Annotated in this window: 16 protein-coding genes; all 16 read right to left on the minus strand. The window is 48.0% G+C overall.

Annotated elements, in window-relative coordinates:
• Positions 1-302: 302 nt before the first annotated feature.
• Complete coding sequence (locus KGF70_RS00395; protein WP_088771100.1) at positions 303-1,268, minus strand: ribose-phosphate diphosphokinase; 966 nt, start codon at positions 1,266-1,268, stop codon at positions 303-305.
• A gap of 213 nt (positions 1,269-1,481) precedes the next feature.
• Positions 1,482-4,091, minus strand: coding sequence for an ATP-dependent RecD-like DNA helicase (locus KGF70_RS00400; RefSeq protein ID WP_216767938.1), 2,610 nt, complete (start codon positions 4,089-4,091; stop codon positions 1,482-1,484).
• Between the two features lie 12 nt (positions 4,092-4,103).
• Positions 4,104-4,784, minus strand: a complete 681-nt coding sequence (locus tag KGF70_RS00405; protein ID WP_050338415.1) for a lipopolysaccharide assembly protein LapB — start codon at positions 4,782-4,784, stop codon at positions 4,104-4,106.
• Between the two features lie 23 nt (positions 4,785-4,807).
• On the minus strand, positions 4,808-5,473 hold the full coding sequence (locus KGF70_RS00410; RefSeq protein ID WP_216767939.1) for a histidine phosphatase family protein: 666 nt from the start codon (positions 5,471-5,473) through the stop codon (positions 4,808-4,810).
• Positions 5,474-5,811: 338 nt separating this feature from the next.
• Positions 5,812-7,263 carry a WxL domain-containing protein gene (locus tag KGF70_RS00415; RefSeq protein ID WP_216767940.1) on the minus strand — a complete coding sequence of 484 codons (1,452 nt, stop codon included), beginning with the start codon at positions 7,261-7,263 and terminating at the stop codon, positions 5,812-5,814.
• Positions 7,264-7,269: 6 nt separating this feature from the next.
• Positions 7,270-8,304 (minus strand): DUF916 and DUF3324 domain-containing protein, encoded by a 1,035-nt coding sequence (locus KGF70_RS00420; protein ID WP_088771097.1) that lies wholly within the window; start codon positions 8,302-8,304, stop codon positions 7,270-7,272.
• A 56-nt stretch (positions 8,305-8,360) separates the two neighbouring features.
• Entirely contained in the window at positions 8,361-9,089 is a 729-nt protein-coding gene (locus KGF70_RS00425) for a WxL domain-containing protein (RefSeq protein ID WP_050338412.1), read from the minus strand.
• Positions 9,090-9,364: 275 nt separating this feature from the next.
• Positions 9,365-10,027, minus strand: coding sequence for a TrkA family potassium uptake protein (locus KGF70_RS00430; protein ID WP_050338411.1), 663 nt, complete (start codon positions 10,025-10,027; stop codon positions 9,365-9,367).
• 30 nt (positions 10,028-10,057) lie between these two features.
• Positions 10,058-11,410: a TrkH family potassium uptake protein gene (locus KGF70_RS00435; protein ID WP_216767941.1), complete on the minus strand. Its 1,353-nt coding sequence runs from the start codon at positions 11,408-11,410 to the stop codon at positions 10,058-10,060.
• Between the two features lie 1,183 nt (positions 11,411-12,593).
• On the minus strand, positions 12,594-13,739 hold the full coding sequence (gene mnmA, locus KGF70_RS00440) for a tRNA 2-thiouridine(34) synthase MnmA (RefSeq protein ID WP_301554421.1): 1,146 nt from the start codon (positions 13,737-13,739) through the stop codon (positions 12,594-12,596).
• A 96-nt stretch (positions 13,740-13,835) separates the two neighbouring features.
• The gene (locus KGF70_RS00445) at positions 13,836-14,177 is read right to left on the minus strand and encodes a DUF1831 domain-containing protein (protein ID WP_003639063.1); all 342 of its coding nucleotides are present in this window, start codon (positions 14,175-14,177) and stop codon (positions 13,836-13,838) included.
• 12 nt (positions 14,178-14,189) lie between these two features.
• The gene (locus KGF70_RS00450; protein WP_050338408.1) at positions 14,190-15,341 is read right to left on the minus strand and encodes a cysteine desulfurase family protein; all 1,152 of its coding nucleotides are present in this window, start codon (positions 15,339-15,341) and stop codon (positions 14,190-14,192) included.
• A gap of 156 nt (positions 15,342-15,497) precedes the next feature.
• Positions 15,498-16,202 (minus strand): 5'-methylthioadenosine/adenosylhomocysteine nucleosidase, encoded by a 705-nt coding sequence (locus KGF70_RS00455; RefSeq protein WP_050338407.1) that lies wholly within the window; start codon positions 16,200-16,202, stop codon positions 15,498-15,500.
• A 20-nt stretch (positions 16,203-16,222) separates the two neighbouring features.
• Positions 16,223-16,474: a hypothetical protein gene (locus tag KGF70_RS00460; protein WP_050338406.1), complete on the minus strand. Its 252-nt coding sequence runs from the start codon at positions 16,472-16,474 to the stop codon at positions 16,223-16,225.
• On the minus strand, positions 16,474-17,028 hold the full coding sequence (locus KGF70_RS00465; RefSeq protein WP_050338405.1) for an NUDIX hydrolase: 555 nt from the start codon (positions 17,026-17,028) through the stop codon (positions 16,474-16,476). Before KGF70_RS00465 ends, KGF70_RS00460 begins: the two co-directional genes overlap by 1 nt.
• 185 nt (positions 17,029-17,213) lie before the next feature.
• Positions 17,214-18,212: a diaminopimelate epimerase gene (dapF, locus tag KGF70_RS00470; protein ID WP_088771094.1), complete on the minus strand. Its 999-nt coding sequence runs from the start codon at positions 18,210-18,212 to the stop codon at positions 17,214-17,216.
• Between the last annotated feature and the right edge of the window lie 87 nt (positions 18,213-18,299).

An 18,299-nucleotide genomic window follows, 5' to 3' on the forward strand; every position in this document is an offset into this window, starting at 1 on the left:
ATAAGATTAATAAAATCTTAATTTGCTTTTACAAATCATAATTTTATTGTAGCACAATTTGAGAAAATACAAACTAGAATCACTCACTTTTTTACAAAACAATCCGGTTATTTTGAAAAATAGTTGTCAATGCCAACGTGAGCTTAACAATTGACACCGCCGCGTTTATGTGGATAAACATAAAGTTAGTTTTGATGCTCACAAGCAATCATTTGCCTCAGTCAACCGCCCCAGTCAGATCATTAATGGCCAATAAAAAAACGTTAACGTATCAAGACGTTAACGTTCGTTGAATTTTAAGATTAAATGCGTGGGTCAAATAAACGATCGACCGGTTGTTGCTCATGAATCAATCTAATTGCATCACCCAATAATGGACCAACAGATAACTGAACCAACTTATCAAACTGCTTCGACTCTGGAATCTGAATTGTATCCGTGACGATGACCTTTTCTAGCTTAGAAGCCTGCAGTTTCTGTACAGCATCTTGTGAGAAAATCGCATGGGTCGCACAGCCATAGACAGTCGCTGCACCGGCTTGCGATAAGGCATCCGCTGAAACGTCGAACCGCGTCCCAGTATCAATCATGTCATCGATCACGATGGCAATGCGGCCTTTGACATCACCGATAATACTGTTTGGCACGATTTCATCATCATCTGGATGCCGATTATCGATGATTGCAATCGGCGCACCGAGCAGTTCAGCCATCTTCCGCGCACGGGAAACACCGGCATGGTCCGGAGAAACCACGACCAAATTATCCGTGATCCCCCGGTCCTTAAAGTAGCTTGCCAGCAACGGTGCCGCGTATAAATGATCAACTGGAATATCGAAGAAGCCTTGAATTTGTGCAGCGTGTAAGTCGACTGTGATAACCCGACTGGCACGGTCCTTTTCCAACAACGTCGCAATTAACTTCGCAGTAATCGGTTCCCGCGACCGGGCTTTGCGGTCTTGACGCGAATACCCATAGTACGGAATGACGACATTAATTTGACTGGCACTCGCACGACGCAAGGCATCAATCATAATCAACAATTCCAGAATCGTATCATTGACTGGTTCTGAGATTGACTGAACAACGAAGACCTCCGCACCACGGATACTTTCTTCGATATTAATCTGAATTTCACCATCACTAAAGCGCTTGACAGAACTTTTACCGAGTGGAATTCCCACCCGCTGCGCAATTTTTTTAGCCAGCGGTAAATTGGAATTCAGGGCAAACAGTTTTAGTTTGGCATAAGATTCGTCTGTTGACATAGTGACCTCCATAAAAGTTGTTTGATGATTTGCTACTTTGATTATAGCAGTTACCCGCCCGAAAAACTGCTAGGAAAGCATATTTTTGACTGAAACAGCACAACTTTGGGCGACGGACCAGTTCGAAATTATTAAGCAAAGACTTTTTGAAAATAATTCTCTAAATATGCCACAATACCGTCCCTACCGAAATTTGTCTATAACAATCAACCACTAATTAGTTGCTTGTGGCATGAAATCTGTTGGCTTAATGCCAGCCATACCAATCATCGGGTCAATCTGCCGACTTAACACGAGCGTAGGCGTTAATACCGTGGGGCCCTGGGTAGGCTGCGCTGCCGTACTAGCCCCGGATTCACCATCATCTGCCGCCGTCTCAACCGATTGGGCTGAAGTCACATCATCATCGTTTTCCGACTTGGCTTGAGTTGGTTCACCTTCTGTGGTGGTCTCAGCATCACCAGCCGCTGCTTCCACATCAGTTGCAGGTTCAGCCGACGCTTCCGGTTCATCCGCTTCGTCCCTCGTTTCTATTCCCCAAACTTGACGGAGTCGTTTCGTTAAAGTTGTTTGGCGATTGACTGATTCATTTGTGACACTACGTTCGAAGGATTGAATATCCCCAAGCAAAATCAGCATCTGTTCCGCACGCGTCACGGCCGTATAGAGTAAATTGCGTTGCAGCATTCTGGAAAATTGTGGCACCATCGGCAGAATCACCATTTTGAACTGACTCCCCTGTGATTTATGAATCGACATACTATAAGCCAGAGTCAATCTATTCCAGTCGCTTCGTTGATAAGTCACTTCGTTTTGGTCAAACGCAATCGTGATTTGGTCCTTTTTGGACTCATTATGGGGATCACCAGCCAGGTCAATCCCCACGATCCGACCGATATCGCCATTAAAGACGTTATCTTCCGGTGAGTTGACCAGGTGCAAGACCTTATCACCGACTCGAAAGTCCTGGCCATTGTAGGTTAGATGTTTCTGCCGCGCAGATTTGAGCGGGTTAAAAATGTTTTGTACAGTCGTGTTGAGTTGGTCGATACCCGCCGTTCCACGATACATCGGCGCTAGAATCTGAACATCATCTGCACTAAACCCCTTCGCCTTGGCCTTACCGACCACCTGTTCAATAATGTGGTTAACTTGATAAGCGTTACAGCTAATAAACGAACGGTCTGGCTGATTAACGGTGAAATCAGCAGGTAACTGACCATCCTTAATGGCGTGTGCCAACGGAATAATGCTGGAATCGTTGCCTTGTCGATAAATGGTCGTTAGCTCGATCTGCGGCAATTCACTAAACTGTAGTAAGTCATGGAAGACTTGCCCGGCCCCAACTGATGGCAATTGATCCTTATCACCAACGAAAATCACTTGCATTTCACTCGGAATCGACGTCAGCAACTGCTGAAAGAGCACCGTATCTACCATCGACATTTCATCAATGATCAGTAAGCCACCCTGAAGTTCCTTGCTAGGTTCCTCTGGGCCATCTTCACGACCAGTCAATCCTAATAGGCGGTGAATCGTACTGGCGGGCAACCCGGTGGTTTCAGCCATCCGTTTGGCAGCTCGACCAGTTGGCGCCGCTAACGAAATCGGAAATGGTTCATCTTTATACTGGTTAACATCGAGCACCACATCATGCAGTTCAGCGTATAGCGCAACCAAGCCACGAATGATAGTCGTCTTTCCAGTCCCGGGGCCCCCGGTCAGTAAAAAGACGTGCGACGTGATAGCCGCTTTCAACGCTGCTGTTTGGGAGGCGTCATAAGTGATGTTGCTAGCACGACTGACGTGCTGGATGGCACTTTCGACGGCTTTATCCGTCAACGGGTGCTCATCTTCCTCGTCCAGTAACCGTTTCAGTTGTTCGGCGACCCGCCACTCCGCTTCATAGAGCCCTCGCAGATAAATTCGGTTCTCATCGCCAACAATCTTATTCTCTTTGGCTAAAACAACGAGTTGGTCGGCTAACTTATCCGGATCGATCCGCACATGCCGAGCATTCTCCAGCAACTGTAAGGTTTGATTCAAAAGTGGCTTAGCAGTCGTATAAGTATCGCCGTTCGCCACACACAACTCATCGATTTCAGTGAGCAGCGCTGCTTTTAAGCGTTCATCCGCTTGCGGGTCGATATTGAGTTGAGCGGCAATCTGGTCGGCCTTCTTAAAACCAACCCCCTTGATATCTTCGACCAAGCAGTATGGATTCTCTTGAATTCGCGCCAGCGTGTCGCCTTGATAACGCGCGTATATGGCAGCAGCCAGGCGACTCCCAAAACCATACGCATTGAGGCCAATAATCGTCTGTTCGAGCCCGTTATTGACTGTCAACGTATCGACCAAGGTCGCCTGGACGCCGGCGCGTAATCCAATCGGCTTGAGCACCTTGGGATCGGCCAAAATCTTATCGATTGCATCTTCACCCAACGTATCCACGATGCGCTCCGCCGTGCGTTTACCCAAGCCAGGAAAATCATTACCTGACAAATAAGCAATTAAGCCGCTGCGCGTTGTCGGCGTCTCATTTTGATAATTATCGGCCTGGAATTGGACGCCATACTTGGGATGGGTCACAGTCCGACCTGTAAACCGATAAGTGGTCTCTTCCTGAATATCGGCAAAATTTCCGGTGACCACGATTTCATCTTCCGACCAATCGATGTTTTGCTCGGTCACTTTAACTAACAAAACTTTGTAGAAACTATCAGAACTACTAAAAAAAGTGGCAGCAACCTTGCCGACCACAAAATGGCTGACAGGGTTACGACCGACATCATCGGAAAATAAATTTGCTTGTTCGTCCGTCACGAAAAATCCTCCTTATTCATTAGACTGTTTATGTTCTGACTGACTCGCCAACATTTTTTCAATATCTGAGAGTTGTTGCTGATGGGCTTTAAAGTAAGCGGCATCTAGCTTTTCTGCTTTCTCAAACCACTTGGCATAGGGTTGACCCAGCACCATCGCAGTCAAGCCGATGTTAAACGCGGCTTTTCCAGATTGCGGGTCAATTTTAAACGCCTGATGGTAATATTCCGACGCTTGCTGATTATTGCCTAATGCAAGTAAAATATCTGCTACTAACAAGTTGGTATCGGCTTGCTTGGGCTGAGCCTCCTGAGCAGTGATTGCCCAGACCAGGGCGTGTTGATAATCACGTTTGGCCATTAACGCCTGACCGCTCATCATATACGCATCCGTCTTCAACTTAGGATCCGTGATTTGCTGATAAAATGGCAACGCTTTGTCGTACATCTCAGCTTGATAGTAGACGTTACCCAGCGCGTAGCGGAATAAATCACCAGCTGGTTGTTGCGATTCAAACTTGCCGAGGGCTTTCATTGCCAGTGCTTCGGCCTGCTCGTAATCTTTTCCGGCCGTCAGTAAGACCGTCAAATCATAATACGCGTGATAATCTTCTGGTCGGGCATCGATTTTGCCCACTAATTCATGAACTAACGCCTGTTGGGCCGCCTTATCTGGCCGCGTCTGCTTTGCCATACACACTCACATTCCTTTCATCATCAAATGGTATCCGTCGCATCTGGACGCCGTGATAAGTACGACGTATCATTCCAGTCTAATAATTTATAATGCCGGCCACGATCACGGGTCTCCAAAATAGTCGTCGACGTATTCGACAAGCCACCCCGTTGACGCAACGTTGCTAGGGATGCGCCAAGCAATGAATTCACTAGCGCATTCAATGCCGCCCCATGACTGACGATCAAGACGTTATCTTCACGACGCGGATTAGCCTGAACAATCTGGGTGATGGCAGGCGTCATCCGCTTCAATAACTGTTGAAAGCTCTCCCCTTGAATCGCCGTTGGATCGTATTGATCCGGATGATTGCGAAATGCGTCAAACTCGGCTGGATATGTCGCTTCCACCGCAGTAAAAGCCATCCCTTCCATCTTACCCAAGTTGAATTCGCGTAAGCGGCTCAGGACCGTTAACGGTAACTCTGGTTGATTCAAGTCATGGCGCAACGTCATCGCCGTGTCTCGCGCCCGTTTCAACGGACTCACGTATAAGTGACTAAAATGAATATCCTGCAATGCTGCGGCTAACTCATGAATTTCTTGATAACTCGCTGGCAACAACGGTGAATCTCCTTGTGACCCTTGGTAGCGGCCTTCAAGATTCCACACAGTTTTGCCATGGCGAATAAATAATAATTTTGTCAATTGCTTACTTCCTCGTATTGATAACCTATATATTTCGCCGATTGGTCCGCGCGGCAACCGCTAATTATCAGACAACTAGCGACGGTTTACTGGCCCCAAATCGTGTTCTGATCGACTAGCAGTACCACAGATGCCTGCTGGACAAACGACGACTACTTTATCCATTATGACAGTTTTCAGCTTGCTTTTCAAAATCTGTTCACCTATTTTGTCAATTTCCAATTAACTTAATAAAAATAAAATTATGTCAACTAGAACTCGCGACTTCTAGCCTGGCAATAAACCACCGATAGCTAATAAAAAAGAGTAGCCTGTCATCAAACAAGCTACCCTAAAATTCATGGTGCTGGAACCACTGCCAACGTCCAGGTAATGGTACTCTGATACTGTCCGGCTGAAGCTAACGGCGTTGCGGGTAAGGTCAAACTGCTTAGCGTTACATCAAAGGTTTGACTTTGACGTCCCGACTGGGTATAGACCGTCTGAGCAGTGCCATCCGCAACCAAACTTTGTGCCAGCTGGCCATCCGTCGCCTTCAACTCAACTTGCGCAGTTCGAATGGCGGCACCACTAGTCGTCGCAAACGGGCTGAGACTCGCAAGTAACTGCCAGTCCCCACCCACAGTTCGGTGGTCAACAACGGCCAATTGCTGGTCGTTATTGCCATCATATGTCGCACCGTTTGCAACGGACTGCTTGGCCAAAGCTAAGGTCGTCCCACGCGCAAGCGTATTCAGTGTGACCGTTCCAAAATTCAAATTAGGCACCGCCATCAGCGCTAACTGCCCACCAGACTTGACCGTTAAGCGGGCCGCATTAGTGGTGACCGTCTGCGGTTTGCCATTGACTGGATAACTCAAGCTCGCATAGTACGCCGTGCCATCATCATCCGCGTTCGTTGGTGTTTTAACCGTGTAACTCGTATCCGTCACATTCAAGGCAGTGGCTTTGCCGTTTTTGACACGGTACCAATTGGCAACCGTCACGCCCTCTGGTAACGCTGGCAAAGTAAATGTCGCTGGCGTGCCTTCAGTAACGGTCACGTCTTGTAGCGCACCAACTTGAATCTGAACACTGTCACTTAGACCATTAGAGGTACCCGTAATCGTGACTAAGCCATGATCATCGGCCAGCCCTGAGTTATCTTTGGCGACATCTGCAGCGATGACATTGCCGTAGTCATCCACAGAAGCTAAGGTTGGATCACTACTCTTCCACGTGACGGGATCCGTCGCAGTTTCGGGTGTCAGCGCGGCGTGAACCATTGTCTCGTCTGAATTATTCAGCAACTGTTCATCGCTGCTAACCTTAATACCAGTCGTCGGAACTCGTGACGGGGTTACCGTCACCTTTGCAATTTTTGACCAATAATCCGGAAAGGCCCCGATACCTGAGAAATCGTATTGAACTTGAAAATAAACCGGCGTCGTTGCCGTCACCTCGGGCGCGTTGTACGTGTAGGTCCGACTGTTCGTACCGACTTTTTGATAAGTCTGACCACCATCAGTTGATTGCCACCAAACGTATTTCCGACCACTGACTAGACTAGTCGCGGCTTCTAACGCACTGCGTTGGGCACGAACGGACAGCGTCACTGACTGACCACCAATCACATTACTATCGATGGGTTGTTGCGTAAAACCACCGGAAAGGTTCAAACCAACAATTGAAGTTGGCCGCGAAGTTGGTGGTTGCGGTGCCGTTTTGGCCGCTTCAACGACAGGAGTAAAATACCAGCAGACGAGTATGACGCTAAGTGTGAACCATACCCACCTAACCCATTTTTTCATCACGCCTCACTCCTTACGTGAACGCCGTTGACCGAACCAGTATGCCGCCATCAGCAAGGCTAACAGTCCGACTAGCGCTAAACTCCCCCATAACCACCAGTTCACTTTGTGTGGACCGACCAGTCGATGATTATGCTGACTGGCTCGTTGCGCAGTCAGGGTGAAGTTATGACTAAAGTTCCATACGCGTGTCCCGCTGGTTAAGTGCAGCTTCAATTGATAGTTACCGGCTGCTAACCGGTCAGATCCGAGCGCCACGTGGTAGTTAAACCAGCTATTTGGCGCCATTGAACCTGATTTCAGTCGTTGGGTTGCGACTGTCTTACGAGTTGCTCGGTCAATCACACGTGCTTGAATCGTCAACTGACCAAAAAGCGTTGGCGCCAGATTGCGCAGTTTGGCAAATAGAACTGGTTGACCATTGTCCGTTGTGACTTTAACTTGATCAAGCACCAGTTGGACGGGAATCGTTTCCTGTGGCTGACACCAGAGTGCAACCGCCGTCACTTCTGCGTAACGATTTTTCAAGACAAACCCTTGATCATTGGTTGGTTTAGTGGCACTGGCAGTTGGGTTGGTAACAAATAAGCCACCTAACACTTCACCTTTAAACCCATTTTTCGGAATCGTTACGGTGAAACCGACTGTCTTGGCCTGATGCGCAGCGAGCTGCACGGTGACCCCAGCTGAAGTCATGTCCTTAAACGTGGTGGTTGCCGATGGATCTTGCCGATTTGACGGCACATACGCAACACTACCAGCATCCGAAGTCGTGGCGTTCACCGGCGTCACTTCAAGGGTAATTGCCGATTTACTGGGATTGCTAACGGATACTTTCAGCTCCCGCGTACTTCCCGGCGTTACTTTTAAATTAAAATACCCGGCTTGTTTATCGAGCTGGTCTTTGGGCAGTAGAGGTGTCAACACAAAACCTGACGCGGGAGTGCTCGTCGCTGCATGGATTGGTTGCATTCCCAAGAGACCACCAAGCATTAACGCCAGCACTAACACCCACCACTGACTGATTTTTTTAAACCACATATCAACACCTCCCACGACTCATTGACTCATGTGACCTGTTAAGAAAGCACTACTGACTACGAAGCGGCCTTAGGTGCAGCGGCAGCGGCTGGCGCATTTTGTAGCGTCCAGTAGAGCGTCGCGGAATACGTCCCGGCCGAAACGTTGCTTTGCTTTGCAACTTGTAAGTTACTACTGGTGGCTGTTGTGGCGGTGTTGTCACCTTCACCAGTAGCAGCACTGGCGCTCCATAACGTTGCTGGGCTTGCGACCCAACCATTCGTGACCGTCGATTGACTCAAACTCAGTGCGGACGGTGCTGACGTATCCGTATTGTCGACCGTCCCCTTTGTCATATTCAAATTCAGAGTCGCCGTATCAATGGTTGCGGCGCCGGCACTGAATGGTCCCATTCCGACCGTCAAACTCCAACCAGCATGGTTACCACGATAATCGCTGATATTCAGATTGCCACGCCCATTACCATCGTACCCGGCACCACCTGAAGTGTTACCACTGGTTGCGTTCAAGGTCGTCGGACCCGAGGCAATGTTCTTGACGTTAGTTGAACCGAGTGCGATATTTGGCACGGCATTCAACGTTAATTCACCAGGCATTACTGTAAATTGGGCGTTAGATAACGCTTCAGCATTGCCAGTACTATCCGCAACGTAACCGGTGGAAACGGTCGTTAGGTTGCCATCCGCCGTTCCAGGTCCAGCAGCCAAGGCCGCCAGTGGCATTAACGCCAGTGATAGTAGGGTGACCCCACTACTAAGACCGGTCATCACTTTAAAAGTTCGCATGTTACTTCCTCCATTTCTCTCTTGACCAAATTGAATCGTTGTATCATTTTACTAATGACTTTATGATTACGCTTTCACCGTCCTCTTCCCCTGACGCCATCATCAGTTTAGCATGTACAATCAACGAAAGAGTTGGTAAAATCTTGATTCATTAAGTTTCCGTATCAACAACTTTTCCGTCCTACCGCGTGCTCGCGCAAGTTCTAAACAAGTTCCACGACAAAAAAGTCCGTCAAGGCAGAATTGTCTCGACGAACTTAACTTGATTAATTCAATTATTTTTTTAACGCGTCATCCAGCGCATTAACGCTCTTGATGGAACCGACAACGGTAATCACGTCATGCAAAGCCATCATGTCCGTTGGCTTCGGCGAAACGTTGATTTCCTTACCATGCTTGATGGCAATCACGGTCAGGCCGAATCGTTGCCGAATATTCAGATCGATCAAATTTTGATTAACAAAGTTTGGATCAGTAATTTCGATTGCCGCCAGCGTGTACTCATCACTTAAATCAATGAAATTGAGAATATGATTCGACAATAGTTTACGGACCACACTCTGGCCCATGTCACGCTCTGGGAAGATGACCTGATCGGCACCGACCCGTTCGAGCACCCGGCCTTGGTCGCTAGTCTCGGCCTTGGCAATCACTTTTTTGGCCCCCTGCTCCTTACTCAACATCGTCGTTAGGATACTGGCTTCCATATTATTACCGATACCGATGATGACATAATCAAACGATTCTACGTTCAAGTCGCGCAACACTTCTTCATCACGGGTATCCGCAATCATGGTCTGCGTCGCAACATCCATCAATTCATTGACCGGCTCTTCCTTAATATCCACGGCTAACACATCCTGATGCTCAGCCACCAATGTCCGGACAACCGCTTCACCAAAGCGTCCGAGTCCAAACACCGCAAAACTTTTTCTCATGTCGTCCTCCTTATCATTGCACTATTCACGCTACCCAATTAAGATGTTTTCAGCCGGATAACGAATCACGTTGACTCTGGCCTGACGTTTCGAGAGAGCGTACAACGACGTGAAGATCCCGACCCGTCCAATAAACATCAGCATCATAATGATAATTTTACCAATCACACTCAGGTTCGGCGTTAGTCCTAAGCTCAATCCAACCGTCCCAAAGGCGGACAAGGCTTCGAAGAGTACGTACTCGAGCCCAAAGCCCTTCGGAATACGTTCCGTCTGCGTTAGAATCAAGGTTGCGACCGTTAGCACGACACTGGCCAGAAAAATCAACATCAGTGCCCGGCTAATATTCTCCTGACTAAAGCGGCGATGACTAAATTCCACATCTTCACGCCCCCGTAGCTGGGCAATACTTTGAAACATCAACACGCCAAATGTCGTCGTTTTGATCCCCCCAGCCGTTGAACCGGGTGTTCCACCGACAAACATCAAGATCATGATGACAAATAAACTCCCTGCCTGCAGTCCCTGCGTCGGCATCGTAATCAGTCCCGCCGTTCGCGGTGTCACACTCAAAAACAGGGTATTGATCGTGCGGTTAAACCACGACGTCCCCGCTGGCAGCAGTTTTAAATCCCGTTCCGTCACGAGTAGCACCGCAAACCCAATCACGAACAAACTAATGGTCGTTAGCAACGTCAACTTTGAATTCAACGTCAACCGTTTACGGACGTGGAATAACAATAAGTCACGCCAGACTAAGAAGCCCAGTCCACCGGCGATAATCAAAATCATCGTCACAATCAGCACGTAAGGGTCGTTGCGAAAACTTTGTAGGCTGTTCCCAAAGACATCGAAACCAGCGTTACAAAATGACATCACGGCATGATACATCGCCGTATATAAGCCATGCCGCCAGCCAAATCGGGGCACGAAATCTATGGCCAGAAGTCCGAGCCCACCGAGTTGAAACAGCAGCGACAAACCGACGACATATTTCATCACACTCTTGGTATCACTGAGACTTTCCAAGTTAAGTGACGCTTTGACCATCAGTTGAGTGGACAACCCAATTTGACGGCGCATGATATTAAAAAGCAATACGGCAAATGTCATATAACCGAGGGCGCCGATTTCTGATAGGGCTAAAATCACTAATTGCCCAAAAGTGCTCCAATGTGCGGCAGTATTGACGACCGTCAACCCGGTAATACAGGTCGCGGAAACTGCCGTGAACACCACATCGATCAATGACGTGTGCACACCAGCTGGCGTCGCCCATGGCAAACTTAATAACCCCGTTCCAATCATAATTAAAATGATGAATCCCGCCACCATCTTCTTAGAAAGGGTATCAAAAAGTCTTAGATGTGCTAATTTCTTCATACTAACTAACTTCTCCTTCACGATTCCAGCAGCAACACTGAAACCTCACTCCATTTAGCTTAATCAACCCCAGTCAGAATTGCAACCCGCAGTTTTTAATTCGCGAACACCTAATAGACCACTCGTTGTGTTAGTTAATTTGTGTCATGAATGATGATTAAATCATGCCAGTTCTTAAGTTCAAATGAAGCCAGCTGAGACCCGCTGGAAACAAAGCGAGTTAGCGTAAACTTGCAGCGAATCTACGTCCTATGCCGGCTTACAGGTATTTCTGACAACGCTGGAACGCGATGGACACAGATTTAAGCCGACAACCCACGTCTTAAATACTGGTCTTCCACGTTCTATGCAACATTGCCGAAATGTGCTCGGGTCAGACTGGGACTTCCGGTTATCTACGCCAGAACGCCAAGCGGGAATGCGCCGCTTAACGCTCTAGCTAGGCTAATCCTCAGTCCCAACCCGTCTGAACCTCACACTCTAGAAGCCGCTGAGCATTGTCAGAAACACCTTCCAGCCTGGATTTCATTCGAAAGGCGGACATTTGCGGACTCAACTTTAGAACGACTGGTCATTGATTCGTAATAAACGGTACGTCTGTGATCTAACTGTCAGATTCGTTTTGATTTCCATTGCCCCATGCCTCGTTTGTCCATTGTTTGGCGTCCTCTCTACAGGAGTGGCAAAAATGCTAGCTCTTACAAGTTGAATCTTCGAGTCAGACTGAATATGAACCACCACCTCAATGGCTAGGAATCATTACTCCTGGCTCACAGTTAGCCTGAAGGACCAGGCATCTAATGTTCGGTGATCAATTGTACCAGAATAGGTGGTCGTTCATCCGCCATTCGAGCGGTTTCCCGACTTCCGGGGCTGGCTGACAATGCTCAGTAGCCAAATTATTCTTAGCTGGAAGTGGGCTTCTTCCGGCTTAGAATAAGACTCGTATTTGAAATTGCGCAGTGGTCTTCTGCGTGAGTTCAAATCGATGTCGGCTGACGTTCCAGCAATTGTCAGCCGGCCCCGGAAGTCGGACTAGGGTGCGCATCGGCTGACGGACAGAACACCCATCTACACTTTTTAATCATCTTCTATGCTAAGGAATAACCAGCACAACGCGTAAAAAAGCCCATTAGTAAGCATTGAGCTAACTAATGGGCTTCAACTGAACAGATAATTGCTGTTAGACGTACTGTAAGACGCGTTCGTCATTGTAAGCTGCGTCAATCATACCAGAGCCAAGGCACTCTTCGCCGTTATAGAAGACGACTGCCTGACCAGGGGTAATTGCGCGTACGGGTTCGTCAAACGTCACCGTAACTTCCGTGTGGTCGTCATTGAAATGCACCGTCACACCGGAGTCTTTCTGACGGTAACGGAACTTGGCCGTCACGTGGAAGTCGTTGCCGAGATCCTCGTCAGTAACGAAGTGCAAGTCGGACGCCTTCAAGTGAGTCGCATATAGGTGTGGATTGTGGTAACCCTTGCCGACGTAGAGAATGTTCTGCTTGAGGTCCTTACCAATCACGAACCATGGCTCGTTATCCTCACCATCGCCACCAATACCGAGTCCCCGACGCTGACCGATCGTATAGTACATCAAACCGGCATGCTCGCCTTTAACTTGACCATCAAACGTCATCATCTTACCGGGAGTTGCAGGTAAGTAATGGCCTAAGAATTCCTTGAAGTTCTTCTCACCAATGAAGCAGATACCAACGGAATCCTTCTTCTTAGCTGTTGCCAAACCAGCGTTTAGCGCTAGCTTCCGTACATCCGGCTTAATCATCTCGCCAAGTGGGAACATGACCTTTTGTAAGGTCTTGGAATCCAACTGGCTCAAGAAATAAGTTTGGTCCTTATTGCTATCAACGCCCCGTAATAAGTGCATCGTGCCATCTTCGTCATGCTGCAAACGCGCGTAGTGGCCGGTTGCGATGTAGTCCGCACCTAAATCCATGGCGTAATCTAGAAACGCCTTAAACTTAATTTCCTTGTTGCAAATGACATCAGGGTTAGGCGTGCGGCCCTTTTTGTATTCATCTAAGAAATACGTGAAGACCCGGTCCCAATATTCCTTCTCAAAGTTAATTGAGTAGTAAGGAATCCCAATTTTGTCGGCAACTTTTGCCACGTCTTTATAGTCCTCGGTCGCGGTACAGACACCATTTTCATCCGTATCGTCCCAATTCTTCATAAAGACGCCCACCACGTCATAGCCTTGCTGCTTTAAGAGCAGTGCCACAACGGATGAATCAACACCACCACTCATGCCGACAACGACACGCGTGTTACTGTGATCAGTCATACTTTTCACCATCATTTCCAAAAGATTCTGGAGAATCCACGATTTGAAGGTCGTTCAAGTCCAGTAAGTACCATTATAACAAAGAAAACGCCGGCTGCAAGCCAGGCGTTTCATTAATTAGCCCTCAGTGAGGACGTCCCGCTCAATAAAGTTGGCGAGAATATAGCGTAATTGTTCAACGGCTTCCGGATGCGCGTCATTTTTAAAAATATTGACGCGTTGAACGCCGTTACCCGTGACCGTTGTCATTTTAAAACCGGTTAAATCGGCATTGACCGTCACCTTTAATTTAAAGGCTGCTTGGTATGGCGATGTCGGATCCAATGACCGTTCAAAACTGAACGCACCTGACCGCCCCTTCACGAAGCCCAGGTCTAGCAACGTGTATTTCTTAACCGTTGCACTTAAGGTATAGGATGTCGTATCACCATCTAATTGAACTGTTTTTGTATAAGCCATTTGATGGGCCCCCTATTTCTTTAATAATCGTTGGGTCGTCTTCGTCAATACATCGATAAACTGGTCTAAGTCAGCCTTCGTCGTATAGCGCCCAAAACTAAGGCGAATTGATTCCGTGACCCGTGGCGAATCTTCACCAAACATTGCAATCAAGACGTGGGAAGGTTCCAGACTGCCCGCGGTACATGCGGACCCGCCAGATACGGCCACGCCACCCAAATCTAAGTTCGTTTGCATCGTATACGTTGAAATCCCTTTGATCCAGAGATTCAACACGTGCTGCAAGTTGTTCTCTCCGAGTGAACCGTTGACTTCAAAATCAACCCCGTTGGCCGTCAATTGGTCCACAACATACTGCTTGAAGTCCCGATATTTAGCCTGTCGGTGTGCTTTTTCTTCAGTCGTCAATTCTTGAACCGCCGTCGCAAAACCAGCGATTGCTGGCACATTTTCAGTCCCAGCGCGGCGCTTATCTTCCTGCTCGCCACCTTTGACGAAGCTTGGAAAGTTGACGCCATTACGTTTATATAAGAAACCGAGAAACTTAGGGCCGTTAATCTTATGCGCTGACGTCGATAACATGTCGATGTGGTCACGCTCAACGTCAATATCTAACAATCCATAAGCTTGGACGGCATCCGTATGGAACCACGCTTGATGATCCTTCAGCAACATCCCGATTTCGTGAATCGGCATCTGTGAACCGACCTCGTTGTTCCCCGTCATGATTGAGACCAAGATCGTATCTGGTCGCAACGCCGCCTTCAAGTCGTCCAAACTGATTTGGCCTTGCTCATTGACGGGCAAATAAGTAATTTCAAAGCCATGTTCTGCCAGAAAAGCCGTCGACTTTAAAATTGCCTGGTGTTCAATCGCCGTCGTGATAATATGCTTACCTAAATGTTGCCGGGTCCAGGCCGTCTGCATGATCGCCGTATTATCACTCTCAGTCCCACCACTGGTGAAAATAATATCATCGTCGGGGGCATTGATACTTTGGGCAATGACGTGCCGGCTATCATCCAATACTTGCCGTGCAGCCCGTCCAAAAGCATGGGTGCTAGAGGCGTTTCCGAACGTTTGCGTCATTTGCTCAGTCATCGTCTGAACCACCGAAGCAGCCATCGGCGTGGTGGCCGCATTGTCTAGGTACACTTGCTTCATGTCGTCATACTTCCTTCTAAAAAATCTTCATTTACTTCCTATCGTAACCAGTCCACAGTTAATTGCCATTCAGCTGTCGTCCTACCACTGTCACCGTACGGAAGTGTCGTCACGCGTCTATCGCGTGCCGCCGTGTTGGACAAGGTTACTCTCGTATTAATCTGTGGCTTGGTCTTGTGCCGCAAAGAGGGCCAATAACATGGCTGCTGATTGTTTACCCGCTTCTAGAATAAATTCGTCAAAACTGACACCGGCGTTTTCATCACCAACATCTGACATTGCCCGAATCACCACGTAAGGTGTCTTGAATTGATGGCAGGCTTGACCAATCGCAGCGCCTTCCATTTCACTGGACAGTGCGTCTGGAAAATGTGCCAAGATCTTATCCGTCGCCGCTTTTCCAGCAATGAATTGGTCTCCGGAAACAATCAAACCAGTCTTGGCATTCAAACCAGTAGCGGTTGCTGCTGCCATGATTTGTTTGACCCAGTTGGCATCCGTTTCGTAATATAGTGGTTGTTGTGGTAACTGGCCGTACTCGTAATCAAAGGCCGTCGCATCGACATCATGGTAAGCCGTGGCACTGGCCACAACGACGTCTCCGACATGCAAACCAGCACCGATTCCGCCAGCTGAACCTGAGTTGATAACGACATCCACGTCAAAGTTCGTAATCATCAACGCTGTCGTCATTCCGGCTTGAACCTTACCGATACCTGACTGCACTAAGACAACTTCTTGGTGGTCGATCGTCCCATCATAAAACGTGATGTCTTTGATTGGCACGACCCGTTCGTCTTGCAGTGCCTCCCGCAAAGTTTTGAGTTCCTCTTCCATGGCACAAATAATTCCAAATTTCATGTTGCGCTAACCCCTACTTTCTATGGTGTTAAAAATAAAATTAAAAAGACAATGATAATGCCTAGTATTAGTCCAGCAATCACCCAATTGAGCTTCCGTGCCAAGCGTTTGGTCTTTACTTCTTCCAGTGCACGATTATTTTCGGCCGCATAAGCCTGACGCGACGAACTGCTCGTCTCTGGCTCTGAGGGTTGTGTTGGTTCATCGTCTTCAACTGGTTGCCGGCGTTGTTGCCGATATTGCTGTCGGGTGACACGTTCGTCATCAGCCACTATGCTTCAACTCCTAACTCGGGGTGACTTTGCCAGTACCAAATCGCCATCACTGTTTTCGCATCCTGGATTTGTCCGGTCTGCACTTGTTCGACGGCGGTAGCCAAATCCAGCTTAATTAGCCCAATTTGTTCATCAGGGTCTTGTGGTAGCTCTGTCGCAACGGCTGTTAAACCGGTCGCCACGTACAATTTCATAAATTCATCGGTAAAACCAGGTGAGGTATAAAATTGGGCGACCGCTTCTAATCGGCTGGCGGTCAGTCGGGTCTCTTCATTGAGCTCCCGTGCGGCTGCTTGATCCATCGTTTCGCCGGCTTCGACCTTGCCAGCCGGAATTTCAAGCGTTAAACCACCCGTTGCCGCTCGCCACTGCCGTTCAACGATCATTTGGCGTTCTGCCGTAATCATTAGCATCGCGACCGCTGGCTGGTGCCGCACGATTTCGCGAGTCGCCGTCGTTTGGTCTGGCAACGTGACTTCTTGACGTTCAACTTGCACGAGTCCACCTTGATAGACCGTTTTGCGACTTTGAACGCGTTCTTCAAATGTCATCACTCAAGCACCCCTTTCAGTGTCTGCTCTCTCAATAAGGATACCGATTTTTAGGACCGAATGCAATTTTCAGTCGACCGATTACGATAATTTTAACGAACCGCATAAAAAATGACCCAACGAGCGGTCGTGACTGCTGGTCAGGTCATGGTTCCAGTTCATCAATTCGCGGTCGTGATGACCCCTTACACTTGTGCTAAATTCGACACAAAGTCTTCGTACGCAGCTTGTTCGCCGGTTTCGGTCGCAGTCGCCGTACTGTAATCTCCACGTAAAGCTTCCTCAAGTGGCAAGGTGACGATGCGAACAAAGGTGGCATTGCCAATCAGTTCCATCCAGTATTCTTCATCGGCACCTTGATGAACGACTGTCTTGACCATCCCACCAGGATTAGTAACTTGAATTTCTTGGTTGAAATCAGTACTTTCTTGATGCAATAAGACGTACATTAATGAAGATGCAGACATCGCAGTCCCACAAGCATTCGTAAAGCCAACGCCGCGTTCAAAGGTCCGCACAAAAATTGAGTTAGCGCCTAAGACTTCGACAAAGCTGACGTTCACGCCATCAGGAAAGATGCTGTTCTTGCCATCATTCATCCAGGCACCGATTCGTCCTAATTCAGGACCAACTAAAGTCTCGTGGTCAACAAATGCAATCAAATGTGGATTAGGTACAGCAACCGCTGAAAACTTCAAATCTTCAGATAGTGCTGGAATCTTCTCGTTAATAATCGTCGCTGCGTCATGGTTGGCGTGCATACCTAAAGTTTGCGCGTCAAATGAGACGGGTGAGATTTCAACACTGTATGCAGGCACATGAGCGGCAAAGTCAGCAACGGCCTGTACTTTTAAGTCCGCATACATGGTCTGGACCCGAAAATCTTCGACACTATTTTGGGTTCCCAAGTAGCGTGCCACCGTCCGTAGACCATTGCCACACATGCTAGCCTCGGTGCCGTCTGCGTTAATGACCCGCATGCGACCAAGGACTTGCGAATGTTCAGATTTATCGACGACTAACACGCCATCGGCACCATCATATAAACCAGCGCCGTCCCGCTTACAAACGTTAATTGCCAATTGCTTCAAATCCGCATCAGATAACGGTGCTTGAAATTGCGTTTGATCTAATAAATAAAAATCGTTCCCAGAACCGTGTACCTTGATCATTTTCACAGCCATCAACATCCTATCTATATAATCTTAATCCTAAATTAAACTACTTCATTATCATACTGACTTTTTCATGAAAATTCAATTCCAAAGGAC

The organism is Lactiplantibacillus sp. 7.2.4 (assembly GCF_018991185.1).
Classification (GTDB): domain Bacteria; phylum Bacillota; class Bacilli; order Lactobacillales; family Lactobacillaceae; genus Lactiplantibacillus; species Lactiplantibacillus pentosus.